Here is a 16,818-nt window from a genome sequence, read left to right on the forward strand (position 1 = left end):
ATATTTTTATGATACATGATTTAACTGTGTCGATAAATGCTAAATTTTGTTATGATTGATGGAAATGGGGGGCTTTTTATGAATAATGTATTTAATCAACAACAAACATTGTCTTTATTAGAACAACTAGTGAATATTGCAAGTCCATCTGGCTATACGGCAAATATTATGCGTTTTATGGGACAATTTTTACAAGACCACAATATTCCATATACTAAAACGAATAAAGGTGCCATTATAGTCACATTTAAAGGTGATAATGATGATCAGCATCGTTTGTTAACGGCGCACACAGATACGCTTGGTGCAATGGTAAAGGAAGTAAAACAAAGCGGGCGTTTAAAGCTTGCAATGATTGGTGGTTTTAACTGGAACGCTGTAGAAGGTGAATATTGCACAATTCATACAGCGAGCGGTAAAAAAGTGCGTGGTACAATTTTAATGCATGAAACGACGGTCCATGTTTACCGTGGTGCAGGCGATTTGAAACGCGACGAAAATCATATCGAAGTGCGTCTTGATGAGAAAGTATTCAGCGCACAAGATACACGTGCGCTAGGTATTGAAGTAGGCGATTTTGTATCATTTGATGCGCGCTATGAAACAACGGAATCTGGATTTGTTAAATCTCGACATTTAGATGATAAAGCGAGTACAACTCTTTTACTGCAATTAATGAAATACGTAAAAGAAAACAGTGTAAAACTTCCATACACTACACATTTTTATATTTCAAATAATGAAGAAATCGGCTATGGCGGCAATTCAAATATTCCAGAGCAAGTTGTTGAATATATCGCAGTTGATATGGGGGCGATCGGTGACGGTCAAGCTTCTGATGAATACACGGTTTCGATTTGTGCGAAAGATTCGAGTGGTCCTTACCATTATGAATTAACTCAACATTTAATAGGTCTTGCAAAAGCAGGGAATATTGATTATAAGCTAGATATTTATCCGTATTACGGTTCGGATGCTTCAGCAGCAATTCGTGCGGGCTATGATGTGCGCCATGCATTATTCGGACCAGGCATTGAGTCGTCTCATGCATACGAGCGAACACATATTGATTCCCTTCAAGCGACAGCTGCGTTATTATATGCTTACATTACTTCGCCAATGGTTGAAATGGAGGATTAATTTATGTACGCAGAGGAATTATTATTTGCGATTCCGCAAAAGAAAATAATAGGTCACTTACCGACAAATGTTAAAGATATTGCAATTGATTCACGCAGTGTTCAGCCGAATAGTGTCTTCATTTGTATAAAAGGCTATACACACGATGGGCATGATTACGCGCAAAAAGCAGTGGATGCAGGCGCAACAATTATTGTGACGGAGCGCGAATTAGAGTTGTCAGGTAATGCTGCACAAGTAATTGTAAATAGTACAGACCGAGCGCTTGGTTTATTGTCTGCGAAGTTTTTCGAATATCCTTCAAAGGATATTGTCATGATTGGTGTGACAGGAACAAACGGAAAGACAAGTGTAGCGGGCATTATTCATAATATACTAATTGGCTTAGGTGAAAAGTCAGCATTGTCAGGCACTATTGGCTTTAACTTAAATGGTATTTTGTACGAATCGGCGAATACGACTAGTGACGCACTAAATACGCAACAAATGATATTCCGTGCAAAAATGGAAGGTTGCCGTGCTATGGTTATGGAAGTATCATCTCACGGATTAACACTTGGACGATTAGCTGGTGTTGACTATGATGCAGCTATTTTTACGAATTTAACACATGACCACTTAGATTTCCACGGTACGATGGAGGAATATGGTCATGCGAAAGGCTTGTTATTCTCGCAGCTGGGACAAGATTTAGAAAAAAATAAACATGTTGTATTGAACGCCGACGATCCGTGGTCAGAACGCTATGCCAAAATGACACCGTATCCTATATGGACATATGGCTTGAAAAATAAAGATGCATTATTCCGAGCAGAAAATTGCCGTTATGAAAATGGCATGACTAGCTTTGATATGATTACACCAATAGGTACATTCCCGGTGACAATGCATTTACTTGGTGAATTTAATATTTATAATGTGCTAGCGGTGTGTGCATATTTTTATGCAAGTGGCTTCGGGTTAGAGCAAATTTTAGAGCAGGTCGAAAAATTGCCTCCGGTAAAAGGGCGTATGGAAAAAGTGCAGACTGATTTACCGATTCAAATTTTCATCGACTATGCACACACACCAGATGCGATTGAAAAGGCAATACATGCTGCACTGCCTTATAAAAAAGAAGGTAAAAAACTGATTTTCTTAGTTGGTACAGGAGGAAATCGGGATAAATCAAAACGTCCAGCGATGGCTGAAAAAGCATCATTAGCTGACTATGTTATTTTAACGACAGATGATCCGCGCTACGAGGAATATGACAGTATAACGAGTGATTTGGCTAAAGGTATGCAGCATGACCAATTTGCTTGCATTGGCGATCGCGCAGAAGCGGTACGTCATGCAATTAGTGTTGCTGAGCCAGGAGATATTATTATTTTTGCTGGCAAAGGTCATGAGGATTATCAAATTATTGAAGATACAAAATATCCGCATAGCGATGCGAATATAGCAATTGAAGCTGGTCGCTTGAAATTTGTGTAAATTGTAACCCTTATTTGTGAACAAGCAAATAAGGGGTTTTTTTCGTTTAAAGTAAAAATGGTTGTACGGGGTACACCTTTTCTTTTAAAATAAGTAAGTATGAAAAAAGGAGACGAACAAAAAAATGACTTTAGAACAAGATATATTATCCCGTCGAACATTTGCGATCATCAGTCACCCGGATGCTGGTAAAACGACGATAACAGAAAAATTATTATTATTCGGCGGCGCGATTCGCGATGCTGGAACAGTAAAAGGTAAAAAAACAGGGAAGTTCGCTACATCTGACTGGATGGAGATTGAGAAGCAGCGTGGGATTTCTGTAACTTCATCTGTTATGCAATTTGATTATAACGGTAACCGTGTGAATATTCTTGATACACCAGGGCACCAAGATTTCTCGGAGGATACGTATCGTACATTAATGGCGGTGGACAGTGCTGTCATGGTAGTCGATGCGGCTAAAGGGATTGAAGCACAAACATTAAAATTATTTAAAGTGTGTAAAATGCGAGGTATCCCTATTTTCACCTTCATTAACAAATTAGACCGACAAGGGAAAGAGCCACTCGAGCTAATTGAAGAATTAGAAGAGGTACTTGGCATTAGCGCGTATCCTATGAACTGGCCAATTGGTATGGGGAAAGAATTTTTAGGTATTTATGATCGTTACAATAAGCGAATTGAGCAGTTCCGTACAGAGGAAGACGAGCGCTTCTTACCAATCGATGAAAACGGTGAATTAGCTGTAGATCATCCTATGAAAGTAACGTCGTATTATTCACAGGCAATGGACGATATTATGCTACTTAACGAAGCAGGTAACGAATATTCAGAAGAAAAAATTCGCCGTGGTGAATTGACACCTGTATTTTTCGGTTCAGCGTTAACAAATTTCGGGGTACAAACATTCCTTGAAACATATTTACATTTTGCACCAACGCCTCAACCACGCTTGACGGAAGACGAACAATTTATCGATCCAGTTGAATACGGGGAATTTTCTGGCTTCATCTTTAAAATTCAAGCGAATATGAATCCTGCTCACCGAGACCGTATCGCGTTTGTTCGTATCGTGTCAGGGAAATTTGAGCGCGGTATGAATATGACGCTTTCCCGCACAGGAAAATCATTTAAAGTATCACAATCAACACAATTTTTAGCGGATGATCGTGAAACAGTAGAAGAAGCAGTAGCTGGCGATATTATCGGGCTTTATGATACAGGTACTTACCAAATTGGTGATACAGTAGTTGGCGGTAAGAAAACATTCCAATTTGAAAAATTACCACAATTTACACCAGAAATTTTCATGCGTGTAACAGCGAAAAACGTAATGAAAGGAAAACAATTCCATAAAGGGATTTTGCAACTTGTACAGGAAGGGGCAATTCAGTACTATAAAACACTGCATACTGAAGAAGTAATCCTTGGTGCTGTCGGTCAATTACAGTTTGAAGTATTCGAGCACCGCATGAAAAACGAATACAATGTAGAAGTAAAAATGGAACCAATCGGTAGCAAAATCGCTCGTTGGATTGAAAATGAAGATTCAGTAAAAGAATCAATGTCTTCTGCACGTTCAATGTTAGTAAAAGACCGTTTTGACAAATATGTTTTCTTATTTGAAAACGAATTTGCAATGCGTTGGTTCTCAGATAAAAACGAAGATATTAAATTATACAGCTTGCTTTAATTTGTGAAAGAGCTGTCGAAAAGTGAACTGCACCTAAAATTAGAGGTGCAGTTTTTTTTATGTGGATTTTTAAAGCGTGGTTGTGTTCAAGGACAACTTTTGCCGTAAAGATGATTTCTAATTAGATAAGATAAATAACTTGCAAAATTATATAAACAATACAAAAATTAGATATATAAACTATGCTTGTCGACAATAAGAAAGGGATTACTAGTAAAATGTCGAATAATAACTTTTATAGAGGGAAAAATAAAACGAACAATTTACGGTTTCAAGTTAGGAGTTTTCAATAATGAAATTAAGCGATTTTTCAATAAAGCGACCGGTATTTACACTCGTAATGATGGCGCTTGTCATAATATTAGGTATTGTGTCGTTATTTAAAATTCCGGTGACACTAATCCCTGACTTGAATCCGCCAATCGGAGTTGTTGTTACTAACTATCCAGGTGCAAGTCCGACAGAAGTTAATGAAAAGGTGACAAAGCCTTTAGAACAAAGCTTAGCAACGTTACCAGGTATTAAAAAGATACAATCTACAGCGCAAGAAAGTGCCAATTTAATCATTTTAGAATTTAATTGGTCTACTGATATGGACAAAATTCAAATGGAAATATTACAGCGCCTTGACATAGTAAAGTTACCAGATAATGCGGGCAAGCCTTCCTTTTTAAAATTTGACCCATCACAGTTTCCAATAATCCAATTATCACTACAAGCAGAGCGCCCAGACGTAGATGTGCGTGCTATTGCAGAAGCACTTGAACAGGAGCTGAAACGAACTGAGGGAGTCGCAAGTGTTACAGTATCAGGTAAACTGATTGAGGAAGTACAAATCATTGCTGATGCTGTCAAGCTTGAGGAAAAAGGGTTAACACAGAGTGATATTGTCCAGCTTGTTCAAGCGAATAATATTTCATTACCGGGCGAATCAGTTAATACAGCAGCAGGTGAACTTTTAACTACACGTATTATTAGTACATTAACTTCACCAGAAGAAATAGCAAACCTTATTCTTTCCGTTAATCCGTTAACGGGGGAAGCGTTAAGACTACAAGATGTTGCGAAAGTTGAACGTGTAGAACAACAACAAAAAACAATAACACGTGCAAATGATTACCCAGCTGTGTTAATTTCCGTGCTACAAGAATCGGGTGCTAATACAGCGAAAGTTTCCGATACTTTTCAAAAAGAGTTAAATACATTACTGACGAAACCCCAATATGAAGGTGTTAAGGCACATATTTTATTTGACCAAGGAGATTATGTAAAGCTAGCTATTAGTAATATTAGCTCTACTTTAATATTCGGCGGTATATTTGCGATGATCGTATTATTTGCCTTTTTACGAGGATTCAAAAGCCCACTAATTGTTGGGATAGCTATTCCATATTCAGTTATTGTTACGTTTGTTCTAATGTATTTTGCTCATTTTTCACTGAATATTATGACGCTCGGGGCACTGGCATTAGGAATCGGGATGCTAGTAGATAATACAATCGTTGTAATTGAAAATATCGAACGCCATATTGCACTTGGCAAGTCGCCTAAGGAAGCTGCATCAATTGGTTCGAAGGAAGTCAGTCAAGCAATTACTGCTTCAACTTTAACAACAGTGGCCGTTTTTGTGCCTGTAATATTCATTACAGGCTTAATCGGACAAATATTTACAGAATTCGCGCTGACAATTTCTTTTAGTTTATTTGCTTCATTAGTTGTAGCTTTAACGGTTGTTCCGATGCTCGCTAGCCGCTTTTTAAAACCGAAAGCGCAAAATTTAAAAGCGGAGAGAGGGCCATCAAAGCTATATAGCGCATATAAAAAAGCAGTTGAATGGGCACTTCATCACCGTGCGATTGTCCTTGTTACGACTGTGATTTTATTTGCGATTTCTAGCCTTTTACTTTATCGTACAGGGACAGAATTTATTCCGCCTACAGATGAAGGATTTGTAACAGCTAATGTGAAGCTTGAACGGGGATCTTCGTTACTGGCAACACAATCTGTAGTAGCAGACATTGAGCAGCATATGAAGCAATATGAGGAAGTAGAAGTACTTGTTAGTTTAATTGGTGGTAATCAGCAAACATTATCCCGTGGAACGAGCAATGCCTATGAAGCGGAGTTATATATAAAGCTTGTACCCGTTGCTGAGCGAGAGCAATCGATTTTTGAATTTGTTGAAATGCTTGAAAATAAGATGCCAGACGTCGTTGATAAAAGAGCAGAAGTTTCCTTTTCATTAGCATCCTCCTCAGGTTCAACACCGAATACATTATCATTCCGTGCGACAGATTCAAATGAATTACGCCTTCAAGAGACGGTTGCAACTATTCAACGGGCAGTTGCGAGTATTGATGAAGTCGTAGAAGTAACGACGGATTTAGATAGTGTGACAGATGAAATTCGTATTGAGGTTGACCGAGAAGCAGCGAAAGATTACGGGCTACTTCCCGCACAAATTGCGCAAATGGTTAATAGTATGACGCGGGGATTATTTACTACACAAATAATTGCGGATGACGGGACAGTATTATCTGTTTATACAAGCTTTGGTGGCGTATTTAACGAAAGTGTAGAAGCACTTAAAAATATGAAGCTTCGCACACCAGCTGGATTATTTATCACACTTGATGAAGTAGCGGATGTATCAATCGCCACAGGCCCAACTTCGATAAGACGCTCAGATCAAGCTTCTGCTGTAGCATTTTTCGTGAAATATAAAACATCCGAATCGTTAAGTGGTATTTCATCAAAAGTAGACAAAGCATTAAATGACATCGATTTACCAGATACGACAAAAATCGTATTTAGCGGAGATCGTGAATTATTCGACAGTGCGAAAAACGATATGTTGATGGCCATTTTATTATCAGTAGTGCTCGTTTATATTGTGATGGCTGCACAATTTGAATCATTTAAGTATCCATTCGTAATAATGTTTAGTGTACCTCTTATGATAATTGGTGTAGCGATAGCATTATTTTTAACGAATACACTACTAGGTGTAACTGCGATTATCGGAATTTTAGTGCTTGTCGGTATAGTTGTGAATAACGGTATTGTGCTTGTTGATTATATTAATCAGAAAAAAGCACAAGGTCATAGTTCCTTGGATGCGATCCTTATTGCTTGCCAAGATCGTCTTCGTCCAATTTTAATGACTGCCCTAACAACGATACTCGGGCTTGTCCCACTCGCGCTCGGTATAGGTGAAGGTACAGAAATAAATGAACCAATGGCAATTGTTGTTATTGGAGGGCTACTAACATCAACATTGCTGACGCTATTTATTGTGCCGATTATATATAGCTTATTAGATAAGGAAACAAGGAGATTATAATGTGGAATTAAATTATAATGATTTTCCTTCACCTTGTATTCTTTAGGAGATTGTTAAGTATCGAAACACCATTTAAAAGAAGCAAAATAAGCTTGGATATTTTTTGTTGCTAAACATAGGAAATGTAAGTTATAATAGTTTGGCAGAACAACTAAATATCCGTTGACATTTTGTCAAAGGGGAGTAGCTATAAGTTGTTTAGGGACTGCTTGCATTGATTTTATTCGCAACAGCCTTTCACTACTTACTTCACATTCGTCATGACATGGTAGGAGCCATCGGGTGTGATAGCAATTAATTTGCTTAGCAAGACCTTTGCCTTTTTAGGCAGAGGTCTTTTATTTTTGCCTTAAAAATGGATATTTCTGTAGAAAATGATAATTAAATATGCCTAGAACTTAGGTATATCACAACAAAAGGAGGCAATTTTAATGGAAGCAATTTTATTAGAATACGCTTGGGTACTAGTTGTATTAGTATTCTTAGAAGGATTACTTGCAGCAGATAACGCCGTAGTAATGGCAGTAATGGTAAAACATTTACCGCAAGAAAAGCAAAAGAAAGCACTATTTTATGGACTACTCGGGGCATTTGTTTTCCGCTTCATCGCACTGTTTTTAATTACTTTTCTCGTGAATTATTGGCAAATCCAAGCGATAGGTGCGATTTACTTATTATTCATTTCGCTTAAGCATTTATATGATGTTAAATTCAAGAAGGAAGAAGAAGAGCATCACAAAGAACAGAAAAAAGGTTCTGGTTTCTGGATGACTGTTGTAAAAGTAGAACTTGCAGACATCGCCTTCGCTATTGACTCAATGTTAGCAGCAGTTGCAATTGCAGTTACATTACCACATGTGACAGAGTATCATATTGGAGGTATTAACGCAGGTCAATTCACTGTGATGTTTTTAGGTGGTATTATCGGTTTAATAATAATGCGTTTTGCGGCACAATGGTTCGTTAAAGTACTAAACAGTTATCCATCGCTTGAGACGGCAGCGTTTTTAATTGTCGGCTGGGTAGGTGTGAAATTAGCAGTATTAACGCTTGCGCACGATAAAGTAGGTATTTTACCGCACGACTTCCCACATTCTACTGCATGGGAATTAACTTTCTGGACTGTCTTAATCGGTATTGCAGTAGGTGGTTATTTCACAGGCGTTGTAAAAAACAAAAAACAACAAGCTTAATATTGAATAGAAGGAGGAGGCGACTATGCTTCCTCTTTTCATTTTCCGCGTAATTCTCTATACTTAAGTTCAAAGTAAAGAGAGGGGCGTTAAAATGCGCATCAAGAGAATACAAAAAAAAGGAATAACGCCGTTCCAAGTACTTGTTTCGTATTATTTTATTGCTATTGCTACGTCTTTTTTATTGCTGAGGCTCCCAGGAGTACATCAGGAAGGTGTACATGTTGCTTATTTAGATAGTTTATTTTTAGCTGTTAGTGCAGTAAGTGTAACGGGTTTGACGACTATTAATATTTCTGAAACGTACTCCGTATTTGGACAGGCTATAATTTTACTTATTTTACAGTTAGGTGCAATTGGTATCATGTCGCTCGGAACGTTTGTTTGGCTTCTTGTTGGGAAAAAAATCGGCATGCGTGAACGTCAGCTTATTATGATAGACCATAATCAGTACAATTTAGCTGGGGTAGTGCAGCTTATTCGTGAAATTGCAAAAATTTTATTTTTAATTGAAGCTTTAGGAGCAATTATTTTATCATTGCACTTCAAACGTTATTTTGAAACATGGGAAGAGTCATTTATTCACGGTATATTTACATCTGTTTCTGCAACGACAAATGGAGGATTTGATATTACCGGCATAAGCTTGCAACAATACCATTTAGATTATTTTGTGCAGTTTGTGACGATGGTGTTAATTGTGCTCGGTGCAATCGGGTTCCCCGTGCTGATTGAAGTGAAAACATATTTGAAGAACAAAAATCCTGGCTTTCGCTTTAGTTTATTTACAAAAATAACTACTACAACATATGGCATTTTGTTTGTTGTTGGTGCATTTGTTATATTACTAATCGAATCTTTTCAGTCATTCAAAGGGATGAAATGGCATGAGGCGTTATTTTCTGCGATGTATCATTCAATTTCAACGCGCTCTGCTGGGCTAACAACATATGATGTCCGAACATTTAGTGAGGCAACAGATATTTTTATGAGCTTTTTAATGTTTATCGGTGCATCTCCTAGTTCTGTAGGAGGCGGGATTCGTACGACAACATTTGCAATTGCGATATTATTTTTAATAACGTATGCGAATGGGCGAGATGAAATCCAAATTTTTGGCCGCGAAATCCATTTCATCGATGTGTTCCGTTCATTCGTCGTTATTATTTTGGCGCTCTTTATGGTGTTACTAGCAACGATGATTTTACTCATTACAGAGCCTCATGCAACAGCAATGCAAATTGTTTTTGAAATTACGTCAGCCTTCGGAACATGCGGGATGTCGCTCGGTATAACCGAAGATTTATCAACGGCTGGTAAGGTTGTAATAATGATACTAATGTTCATCGGACGTGTTGGTTTAATATCATTCCTATATACACTTGGTGGAAAATCGCAAAAACTAAAATATCGCTATCCAAAAGAGCGCGTCATTATCGGGTGATGGCTTGTAAAGCTTGGTTTATAAGGGGTTACAGGGTACTAAAAAAGGGTCACTCGGAAGAAAGTGACCCCTTAACAAAAAAATTAGATTGGAAGTGCCGAAGTATTTCAATAAATAGCTATCATTAATAGCAATAGAGGTCTTTTTTAATACATGAAGCTAGCCCCGACAATAATTAGAAGAATGAACAGGACAACTATTAGAGCGAATGCTGAGTTATTGCGTCGACCATAGTTGTCGTTTTCATTGTCATAGTTTCCCATGAAAACACCTCCTTTCTACAACTTATAATATGTGTAGTTATAGAAGGGAGAAGGGTTAATCATCTAATCAATAGTTTTTTTTGAGATTTTAAATTACATGCAAACTATTTTGCGGATAAAAAAAACTGGCATCCATGCAAGGGCATTTAAAAAAATCATTATAGTTTCACTTATAGAGATATTAGGGGGATAAATCGTCTAATAACTCTTTTTTTATGCAGTTTTTCAGTTGTTTGCCGAAGTTTTCCGCGGGCGAAGGATATAATATAGCCTCCTTGGGGTTACAAAGCTGTTGTCACAAGGATATAGCATGTTGCAGATGTATAATTTTGAGATGTTGTAAAATACAGTGTACGTTAGATTACAGAAGGGGGCGGTAAATAAAAAATCAAGAATGTTTTTAAATCAACATTCTTGATCTTTATTTACAGGTGCAAAAAGTCGGAATGGTATATAGTGGATATCCTATTGAAGTATTAAATCTGCAAAATATGGCTGCTGTCCATGACGGAAATAGGTGAATAAATAACCTTGCTTTTTCGACACTTGCCCATTTGTAAAATCTTCATATGAAATTGTAGATGGAATAATGAGTGAGTGTTTAAATAAATCTTTTTCACTTACTTGCATTGCAGCAAAATCTTCTCCTACAATTGCTGGATTATTACGTATTGCAGAGTAAAGTTCTTTTAACTGCTCACTATTTGCACGCTCATCCCACCAAGGCTTGCGCGGTTGGAACTGATGTGGTAATAAATAATCTATTTGCATAATATTTTTCAAAACATCTAATTCGATATTTGGCACCGTTTGTAAAAATTCTATTAACCGGCGGAATAAGTCTTCTAATTGATGACCGATACGTGACCAGCCTTTATTTTCCCAATAAGTACCGAAGCTTTGGAAGAAATCGAATGGTGTGTCGAAAATATCCGTCACTAAATATTCAATCGTATTGTCCATTCTATGTGCATTCCAATACTTTTCTAGTACGTCCTCAGCATGTTTAATGCGCACAATATCATCAAATGTTAACACATTATTTGAAAATATTTCATAAGGTGCCATATCGACATATGTGTAGCCGTATTTTGGGGCTTCTAGGCGCAGTCCAGTACCTCTTAATAATTTTAAGAAACCAAGTTGTAATTCTTCAGGACGCATCGCGAAAACATCATTAAACGTATCTCTGAACGATGAATAATCTTCTTCAGGTAAGCCAGCAATTAAATCTAAATGCTGATCAATTTTTCCGCCTTCTTTTACCATTGTGACAGTACGCTTTAATTTTTCAAAATTTTGACGGCGTTTGACAAGCTCATTCGTTAAGTCATTAGTAGATTGGACACCTATTTCAAATCGGAACAAACCTTTTGGCGCGTTATCATTTAAAAATTGAATAACCTCTGGACGCATAATATCTGCTGTAATTTCAAATTGGAATACAACACCTGGCTGATGTTCATCAATTAAAAATTGGAACATTTCCATTGCATAGCTTCGACTAATATTGAATGTTCGATCGACGAATTTAATTGTTTTCGCCCCGTTGTTCATTAAAAAGCGAATGTCTTCTTTAATCTTATCACGGCTAAAATAACGTACACCGACTTCGATACTCGATAGACAGAACTGGCATTGGAAAGGACAGCCGCGACTCGTTTCAATGTATTGAATGCGCTTGCCAAGATGTGGTAGGTCCTCTTCAAAACGGAATGGTGTAGCAAGCTCACGTAAATCAATTTTGGGTGGCTGCGCATGGATTTTTACTTTGCCATCTACTAAATAGCAAATGCCTCGTACGTCCTCAAGTGGCATGTCCCCATTAAAATAGTGCATTAATTCTTTAAAGGAAACTTCGCCTTCTCCCATAATAATAAAGTCAATTTCCTCGTATTTTTTTAGCCAATCATGTACGTCATAAGATACTTCAGGACCGCCTAGTACGATCTTGGTATTAGGTAAAACTGTTTTTAGCATTTTTATAACACGAATTGTTTCTTCGATATTCCAAATATAGCAGCTAAAGCCGACAACATCCGGCTGTTTTTGAAACAAATCTGAAACGATATTAAAAGCGGGGTCCTTAATCGTATATTCAGCAAGCTCTGGGTCGAATTGAGGTCGAGCACTTGCCTTTAAATAACGAATTGCTAAGTTCGTATGGATATATTTTGCGTTTAATGTTGCTAGTACGATATTCATAATTTCTCTCCTCTACATGTTATTTATTGTAGCAGTGTGCTGGTGTGGCGACAATATTATTGTTATGGGATATAACTTTGTGTATAATTTTGGAACAATATGAAAATAATTTTCGGAAAATATAGAAAATTGAGTTATAAAAAGGTAAAATAGTTAATAGGATATAAATACAAGCTATTTTCGCTATGTGATAAAACTATAATAGGAGGTTCGTTTTCTTTGGGTTATATTGATATTACTATGTTGGATAAGCTTTTTGTTGATAACGAAGAGTCGATAATTGCGATTCACGAAAATGGTCAAATTCAAAAGATTAATAAAGAAGCTGCAAATTTTTTAAAAGTGGATAAAAACATGCCGAATCAATTAATTCTTGATGAATCTTCTATTGAAAAATGGGATTGTTTCGTAAAACAAATGCAAAGTACAAGTGTATCATTTTGTGATGTATACATTATTGTAGAAAATGAACGTCTTTATACACGAGTGATTGGTTCTTATCATAAAGAACAAAAAATTATTTTTGCACGGCTTATTACAAATCCATCAATAAATAGCGAGCAGCCTCTTTTAGAAAAAAATCAGCTTTTCTCTGTTTTAAACCATGTTGGACAAGGCGTGCTGTTAACAGATAAAAATGGGGTCGTCATCGATGTTAATATTGAAGTATTAAAAATATTAGGGTTTAGAAAAAGCCAAATACAACATAAAAGACACGAACAATTATTATTAACTTTAGGTTTTACTGAAACTCAAATTACTCAATATTTTCACGATATTATTCGCAAATCAACTGGGTCTATTATTTTCGAGAACAAAATTCCTGGTTTTAAAACAAAATACTACGAGCTTTATACGAGTATAGATTTCGCATATAATCTTTTAATAACAACATTTAAGGATGTAACATCAAAAATGGAGTCTGTGGATAGAAAAGATTCACATTTATTAAGTACTATGAATCAAATGGTAGCAACGATCGCCCATGAAATCCGCAATCCAATGACATCATTAAAAGGCTTTTTACAATTGCTAAAAACTAATACAGATGAAGAAGGATTGTATTATTTTTCTATAATTGATTCTGAATTTGAACGATTAGAAATGATATTAGAGGAAATTCTTTATTTATCAAAACCGCCTCAGTATTTAAATACTGAAGTCTCTTTACTTAATATTGTAAAACAAGTAATCGATATTATGCAGCCCCAAGCAATTGAACATAAAGTATTATTGCTTTTACAATGTCCTCCGATGGAACGATTTATTATGTTTGGACATGATGCGCGTCTAAAGCAATTATTAATTAATGTTATTAAAAATGCGATTGAAGTAATGCCTTTAGGTGGAACAATTACAATTACTTTGAATTTCAATGTCAATGGTGATATTGAAATTGTTATTAAAGATGAAGGACTTGGTATGAGTTATGAAACGAAACAAGCTTTGTTTACCCCTTTTTTCACAACGAAAGAAACAGGTTCAGGGCTAGGGCTTCCACTCGTGAAAAAAATAATTACAGAGCACAACGGTCAAGTAAATGTGAAGAGCCAAAAAGGAGTAGGTACAGAATTCATATTTACTATTCCAATTGTACAAAATGAATATTTATTAAGTGTATTATCACAGCAGGAGCCTTTTATACCCACATCTAAACGTACACAAAATTGATTAAATCTACCAGTATATAGAATGTATAAAAATTTAGTATTATAGAATGAATGGAAGCTTTCAGTAAATTATAAAATGCCATATATAATAATATTTATTTTTTTGACAAAGCTTTCCACGAATAGCTATAATGCAAGTATAACTTTTCGAAAATAAAGGATGATTTGTCATGTCTTCAGAGGAAGTAAAACAATCGTTAAAGCTATTTATCGTATTATCACGAGCTCATAAAGCAATTAACGAATCGACAAATCAATTTTTTCAACAGCATGGACTCAACCCAACAGAGTTTGCCGTTTTAGAGTTGCTTTATCATAAAGGACGTCAGCCGTTGCAACAAATTGGTAATAAAATATTGTTAGCAAGCGGCTCTATTACTTATGTAATTGATAAGCTAGAAAAACGGGGCTATTTAGCGCGTGTATCTTGCCCGTCTGATCGTCGTGTAACATATGCAGAAATTTCAGAAGCGGGCACACAGTTTATGGGAGAGCTTTTCCCGCAGCACGAGCAGCATTTACATGACCTACTTAGTGCATTGTCACCAGAAGAAAAAGATACGGCAATTGATTTACTGAAAAAATTAGGTTTGTCTATAAAAGATTTATCGTATTAAAAAACAAGTTCAGGCAAGCCTGAACTTGTTTTTTATTATTGAATTGTTAATCCCATTTTTAAAAAGGCGTCTGTTAAATCTGACTCGTCATCAAAAATAGTTAGACGTATAAATTTGTTATTTGCTTCGTAAAGCACTGTTGAAACTGTTTCTGCTTCTAGTTCAACATGAAAAGTATGAATATTTGAAATTTGCTTTCCGATTTCGACATTAGTCAAATCCATTTCTTTATATTGACCTTCAGGGGCTATTGCCAAAACACTATCCTTTGTGTTATTTAATAACTCTTCATACACTACTTCTGCTTTCTTAAATGTTTCAATACGCATTGATACAGCATTATTTTCATTATTAAGTACCATATCACGCCCAGGCTCTTCTGCAGTTAATGTGTAGCCATCGAGTAAATTAATCGTATAATCCTGCTGCGAGCTATTAACGTTAACTGTAGGGCTTGTTACAGCTTTTCCTTTAGTTGTATAAGTAATGGAATGCAATTTTCCATTCGACTCTTCATTAGTGCCTTCTTGTTGCCCAGTTTCCGTAATTTCCTCATTATTTTGGGCCGCTTCATTATCTTTTTCAAGTTCACTGTTTTCATCTTTTGCTGTAATATTAGTAGGTTGTTCTTGTTCATTTACTGGCTCATTCGTTGTAGTATTACATGCTGCAAGAAGTAGCATGCTTAAGAATGAAAGTAAAATTATGTTTTTTTGCATAGAACATTCCCCCTTCTGGTAGTATAGACGCGAATATTGCTGTAAAGTTTCCGATTATACGAGTGGTAGAACTAGAAATAGTAACAAAACAAATACAATATGCGATACAATAATTAGTGGTAAACTTTTTTTCCACTCATAAAGTGTACCCCATATTAATCCGGTTACAAATGCAGCGATTACCCCTGCTGTAAAGCCGCTAATCGCAACTGATAAAGAAAATAGTATTGCCGTAATGAAAACAGCGTATCGCCTATTTGTGTAACGTTTTAGCTGTTGCTGTACGTAACCACGCCAAAACATTTCCTCACCAACTGCGATAATAAATATTAGCAGTAAATAATGCCAAATCGAAGTTGGACCATAAGTTGCTAAAAATTTTTCAATGTCATTAGCGACGTTTGCATTAATGAGAGGTAATACAATATAGCCTAGCTTTACTACCCCATACGTAATAGTACCGTAGCCTATACCGTACAATAAATATTGCCAAGTAGGCAGGCGATCTTCAAATTTGCCTGACAAGAGAGAAATGGCTATACCGATTAATATTGTAAAAGCATATAAGTACCAAAAAATCGCTTTTTCTTCAAACGTATAAAATAGCATTGCATACATGAAAACTAAAGAAAGCAGGAGCACTATTGTCTGTTTGGATAATTTCATAAGTACATGACCTCCATAACGTTATAGTAACAAAAAAAATCCCCTTCTTCATCTTTTAAGATAAAAAGGGAATTTTCAAAAATTACACTTCATTACTATTCAAAATTTTATAACGTTTATGGTTAATTACGGTTTTTTCTTCCATCTCAAGTTCAGTGAAATTTTCCATTATCGTTAAATCTACTATAACAGAGTTTTCGTTTACTTTTTCAACAATACCTTGTAAACCATCTTTAAACTCGACAATATTTCCAACTTCAGCTATTTTCACAGGCAGTCAGCTCCTTTATCGATTAATAACTAACAGTTTGCAATAAAATACAGTAAACGTAAAGAGTTTTTTGAAAATTTCTTCAAAATATTAGTGTAACTGCATCTAAATTGGA

General features: G+C 36.1%; 13 protein-coding genes. 8 read left to right on the forward strand and 5 right to left on the reverse strand.

The window, feature by feature from the left end:
- The first annotated feature begins 78 nt into the window (after positions 1 to 78).
- From AAFN87_RS12600 to AAFN87_RS12625, 6 genes are all read left to right on the forward strand, one after another.
- Complete coding sequence (locus AAFN87_RS12600; RefSeq protein ID WP_347791420.1) at positions 79 to 1,140, forward strand: M42 family metallopeptidase; 1,062 nt, start codon at positions 79 to 81, stop codon at positions 1,138 to 1,140.
- 3 nt (positions 1,141 to 1,143) lie between these two features.
- Complete coding sequence (locus AAFN87_RS12605; protein WP_347791421.1) at positions 1,144 to 2,616, forward strand: UDP-N-acetylmuramoyl-L-alanyl-D-glutamate--2,6-diaminopimelate ligase; 1,473 nt, start codon at positions 1,144 to 1,146, stop codon at positions 2,614 to 2,616.
- Between the two features lie 124 nt (positions 2,617 to 2,740).
- The gene (locus AAFN87_RS12610) at positions 2,741 to 4,312 is read left to right on the forward strand and encodes a peptide chain release factor 3 (RefSeq protein ID WP_347791422.1); all 1,572 of its coding nucleotides are present in this window, start codon (positions 2,741 to 2,743) and stop codon (positions 4,310 to 4,312) included.
- A 292-nt stretch (positions 4,313 to 4,604) separates the two neighbouring features.
- Positions 4,605 to 7,655 (forward strand): efflux RND transporter permease subunit, encoded by a 3,051-nt coding sequence (locus tag AAFN87_RS12615; protein WP_347791423.1) that lies wholly within the window; start codon positions 4,605 to 4,607, stop codon positions 7,653 to 7,655.
- Positions 7,656 to 8,086: 431 nt separating this feature from the next.
- On the forward strand, positions 8,087 to 8,848 hold the full coding sequence (locus AAFN87_RS12620; RefSeq protein ID WP_347791424.1) for a TerC family protein: 762 nt from the start codon (positions 8,087 to 8,089) through the stop codon (positions 8,846 to 8,848).
- Positions 8,849 to 8,942: 94 nt separating this feature from the next.
- Positions 8,943 to 10,292, forward strand: a complete 1,350-nt coding sequence (locus AAFN87_RS12625; protein WP_347791425.1) for a TrkH family potassium uptake protein — start codon at positions 8,943 to 8,945, stop codon at positions 10,290 to 10,292.
- Between the two features lie 146 nt (positions 10,293 to 10,438).
- Here AAFN87_RS12625 and AAFN87_RS12630 read toward each other — a convergent pair whose 3' ends face one another.
- Together AAFN87_RS12630 and AAFN87_RS12635 are read right to left on the reverse strand one after the other, a co-directional pair.
- Positions 10,439 to 10,555 carry a YjcZ family sporulation protein gene (locus tag AAFN87_RS12630; RefSeq protein WP_347791426.1) on the reverse strand — a complete coding sequence of 39 codons (117 nt, stop codon included), beginning with the start codon at positions 10,553 to 10,555 and terminating at the stop codon, positions 10,439 to 10,441.
- Positions 10,556 to 11,020: 465 nt separating this feature from the next.
- Positions 11,021 to 12,760, reverse strand: coding sequence for a B12-binding domain-containing radical SAM protein (locus AAFN87_RS12635; RefSeq protein WP_347791427.1), 1,740 nt, complete (start codon positions 12,758 to 12,760; stop codon positions 11,021 to 11,023).
- A 219-nt stretch (positions 12,761 to 12,979) separates the two neighbouring features.
- On the opposite strand from AAFN87_RS12635, the gene AAFN87_RS12640 reads away from it, so the two are divergent.
- Together AAFN87_RS12640 and AAFN87_RS12645 are read left to right on the forward strand one after the other, a co-directional pair.
- Positions 12,980 to 14,431, forward strand: coding sequence for an ATP-binding protein (locus tag AAFN87_RS12640; protein ID WP_347791428.1), 1,452 nt, complete (start codon positions 12,980 to 12,982; stop codon positions 14,429 to 14,431).
- 169 nt (positions 14,432 to 14,600) lie between these two features.
- Positions 14,601 to 15,047, forward strand: coding sequence for a MarR family winged helix-turn-helix transcriptional regulator (locus AAFN87_RS12645; protein WP_347791429.1), 447 nt, complete (start codon positions 14,601 to 14,603; stop codon positions 15,045 to 15,047).
- Positions 15,048 to 15,082: 35 nt separating this feature from the next.
- On the opposite strand, the gene AAFN87_RS12650 is transcribed toward AAFN87_RS12645, so the two are convergent.
- From AAFN87_RS12650 to AAFN87_RS12660, 3 genes are all read right to left on the reverse strand, one after another.
- Positions 15,083 to 15,766 carry a hypothetical protein gene (locus AAFN87_RS12650; protein WP_347791430.1) on the reverse strand — a complete coding sequence of 228 codons (684 nt, stop codon included), beginning with the start codon at positions 15,764 to 15,766 and terminating at the stop codon, positions 15,083 to 15,085.
- A 54-nt stretch (positions 15,767 to 15,820) separates the two neighbouring features.
- A complete protein-coding gene (locus AAFN87_RS12655; protein ID WP_347791431.1) occupies positions 15,821 to 16,432 on the reverse strand; it encodes a CPBP family intramembrane glutamic endopeptidase in 612 nt (203 codons plus the stop codon).
- A gap of 82 nt (positions 16,433 to 16,514) precedes the next feature.
- Positions 16,515 to 16,703: a YkvS family protein gene (locus AAFN87_RS12660; RefSeq protein WP_347791432.1), complete on the reverse strand. Its 189-nt coding sequence runs from the start codon at positions 16,701 to 16,703 to the stop codon at positions 16,515 to 16,517.
- Between the last annotated feature and the right edge of the window lie 115 nt (positions 16,704 to 16,818).

It is taken from the genome of Solibacillus sp. CAU 1738, assembly GCF_039888725.1.
In the GTDB taxonomy this organism is placed as follows: domain Bacteria; phylum Bacillota; class Bacilli; order Bacillales_A; family Planococcaceae; genus Metasolibacillus.

Bases quoted from the DNA above. Each gene is read 5' to 3' on its own strand.
- AAFN87_RS12610 (WP_347791422.1), top strand. From the start codon at position 2,741: ATGACTTTAGAACAAGATATATTATCCCGTCGAACATTTGCGATCATC.
- AAFN87_RS12620 (WP_347791424.1), top strand. From the start codon at position 8,087: ATGGAAGCAATTTTATTAGAATACGCTTGGGTACTAGTTGTATTAGTA.
- AAFN87_RS12650 (WP_347791430.1), bottom strand. From the start codon at position 15,766: ATGCAAAAAAACATAATTTTACTTTCATTCTTAAGCATGCTACTTCTT.
- AAFN87_RS12645 (WP_347791429.1), top strand. From the start codon at position 14,601: ATGTCTTCAGAGGAAGTAAAACAATCGTTAAAGCTATTTATCGTATTA.
- AAFN87_RS12655 (WP_347791431.1), bottom strand. From the start codon at position 16,432: ATGAAATTATCCAAACAGACAATAGTGCTCCTGCTTTCTTTAGTTTTC.
- AAFN87_RS12615 (WP_347791423.1), top strand. From the start codon at position 4,605: ATGAAATTAAGCGATTTTTCAATAAAGCGACCGGTATTTACACTCGTA.
- AAFN87_RS12635 (WP_347791427.1), bottom strand. From the start codon at position 12,760: ATGAATATCGTACTAGCAACATTAAACGCAAAATATATCCATACGAAC.
- AAFN87_RS12625 (WP_347791425.1), top strand. From the start codon at position 8,943: ATGCGCATCAAGAGAATACAAAAAAAAGGAATAACGCCGTTCCAAGTA.
- AAFN87_RS12605 (WP_347791421.1), top strand. From the start codon at position 1,144: ATGTACGCAGAGGAATTATTATTTGCGATTCCGCAAAAGAAAATAATA.
- AAFN87_RS12630 (WP_347791426.1), bottom strand. From the start codon at position 10,555: ATGGGAAACTATGACAATGAAAACGACAACTATGGTCGACGCAATAAC.
- AAFN87_RS12600 (WP_347791420.1), top strand. From the start codon at position 79: ATGAATAATGTATTTAATCAACAACAAACATTGTCTTTATTAGAACAA.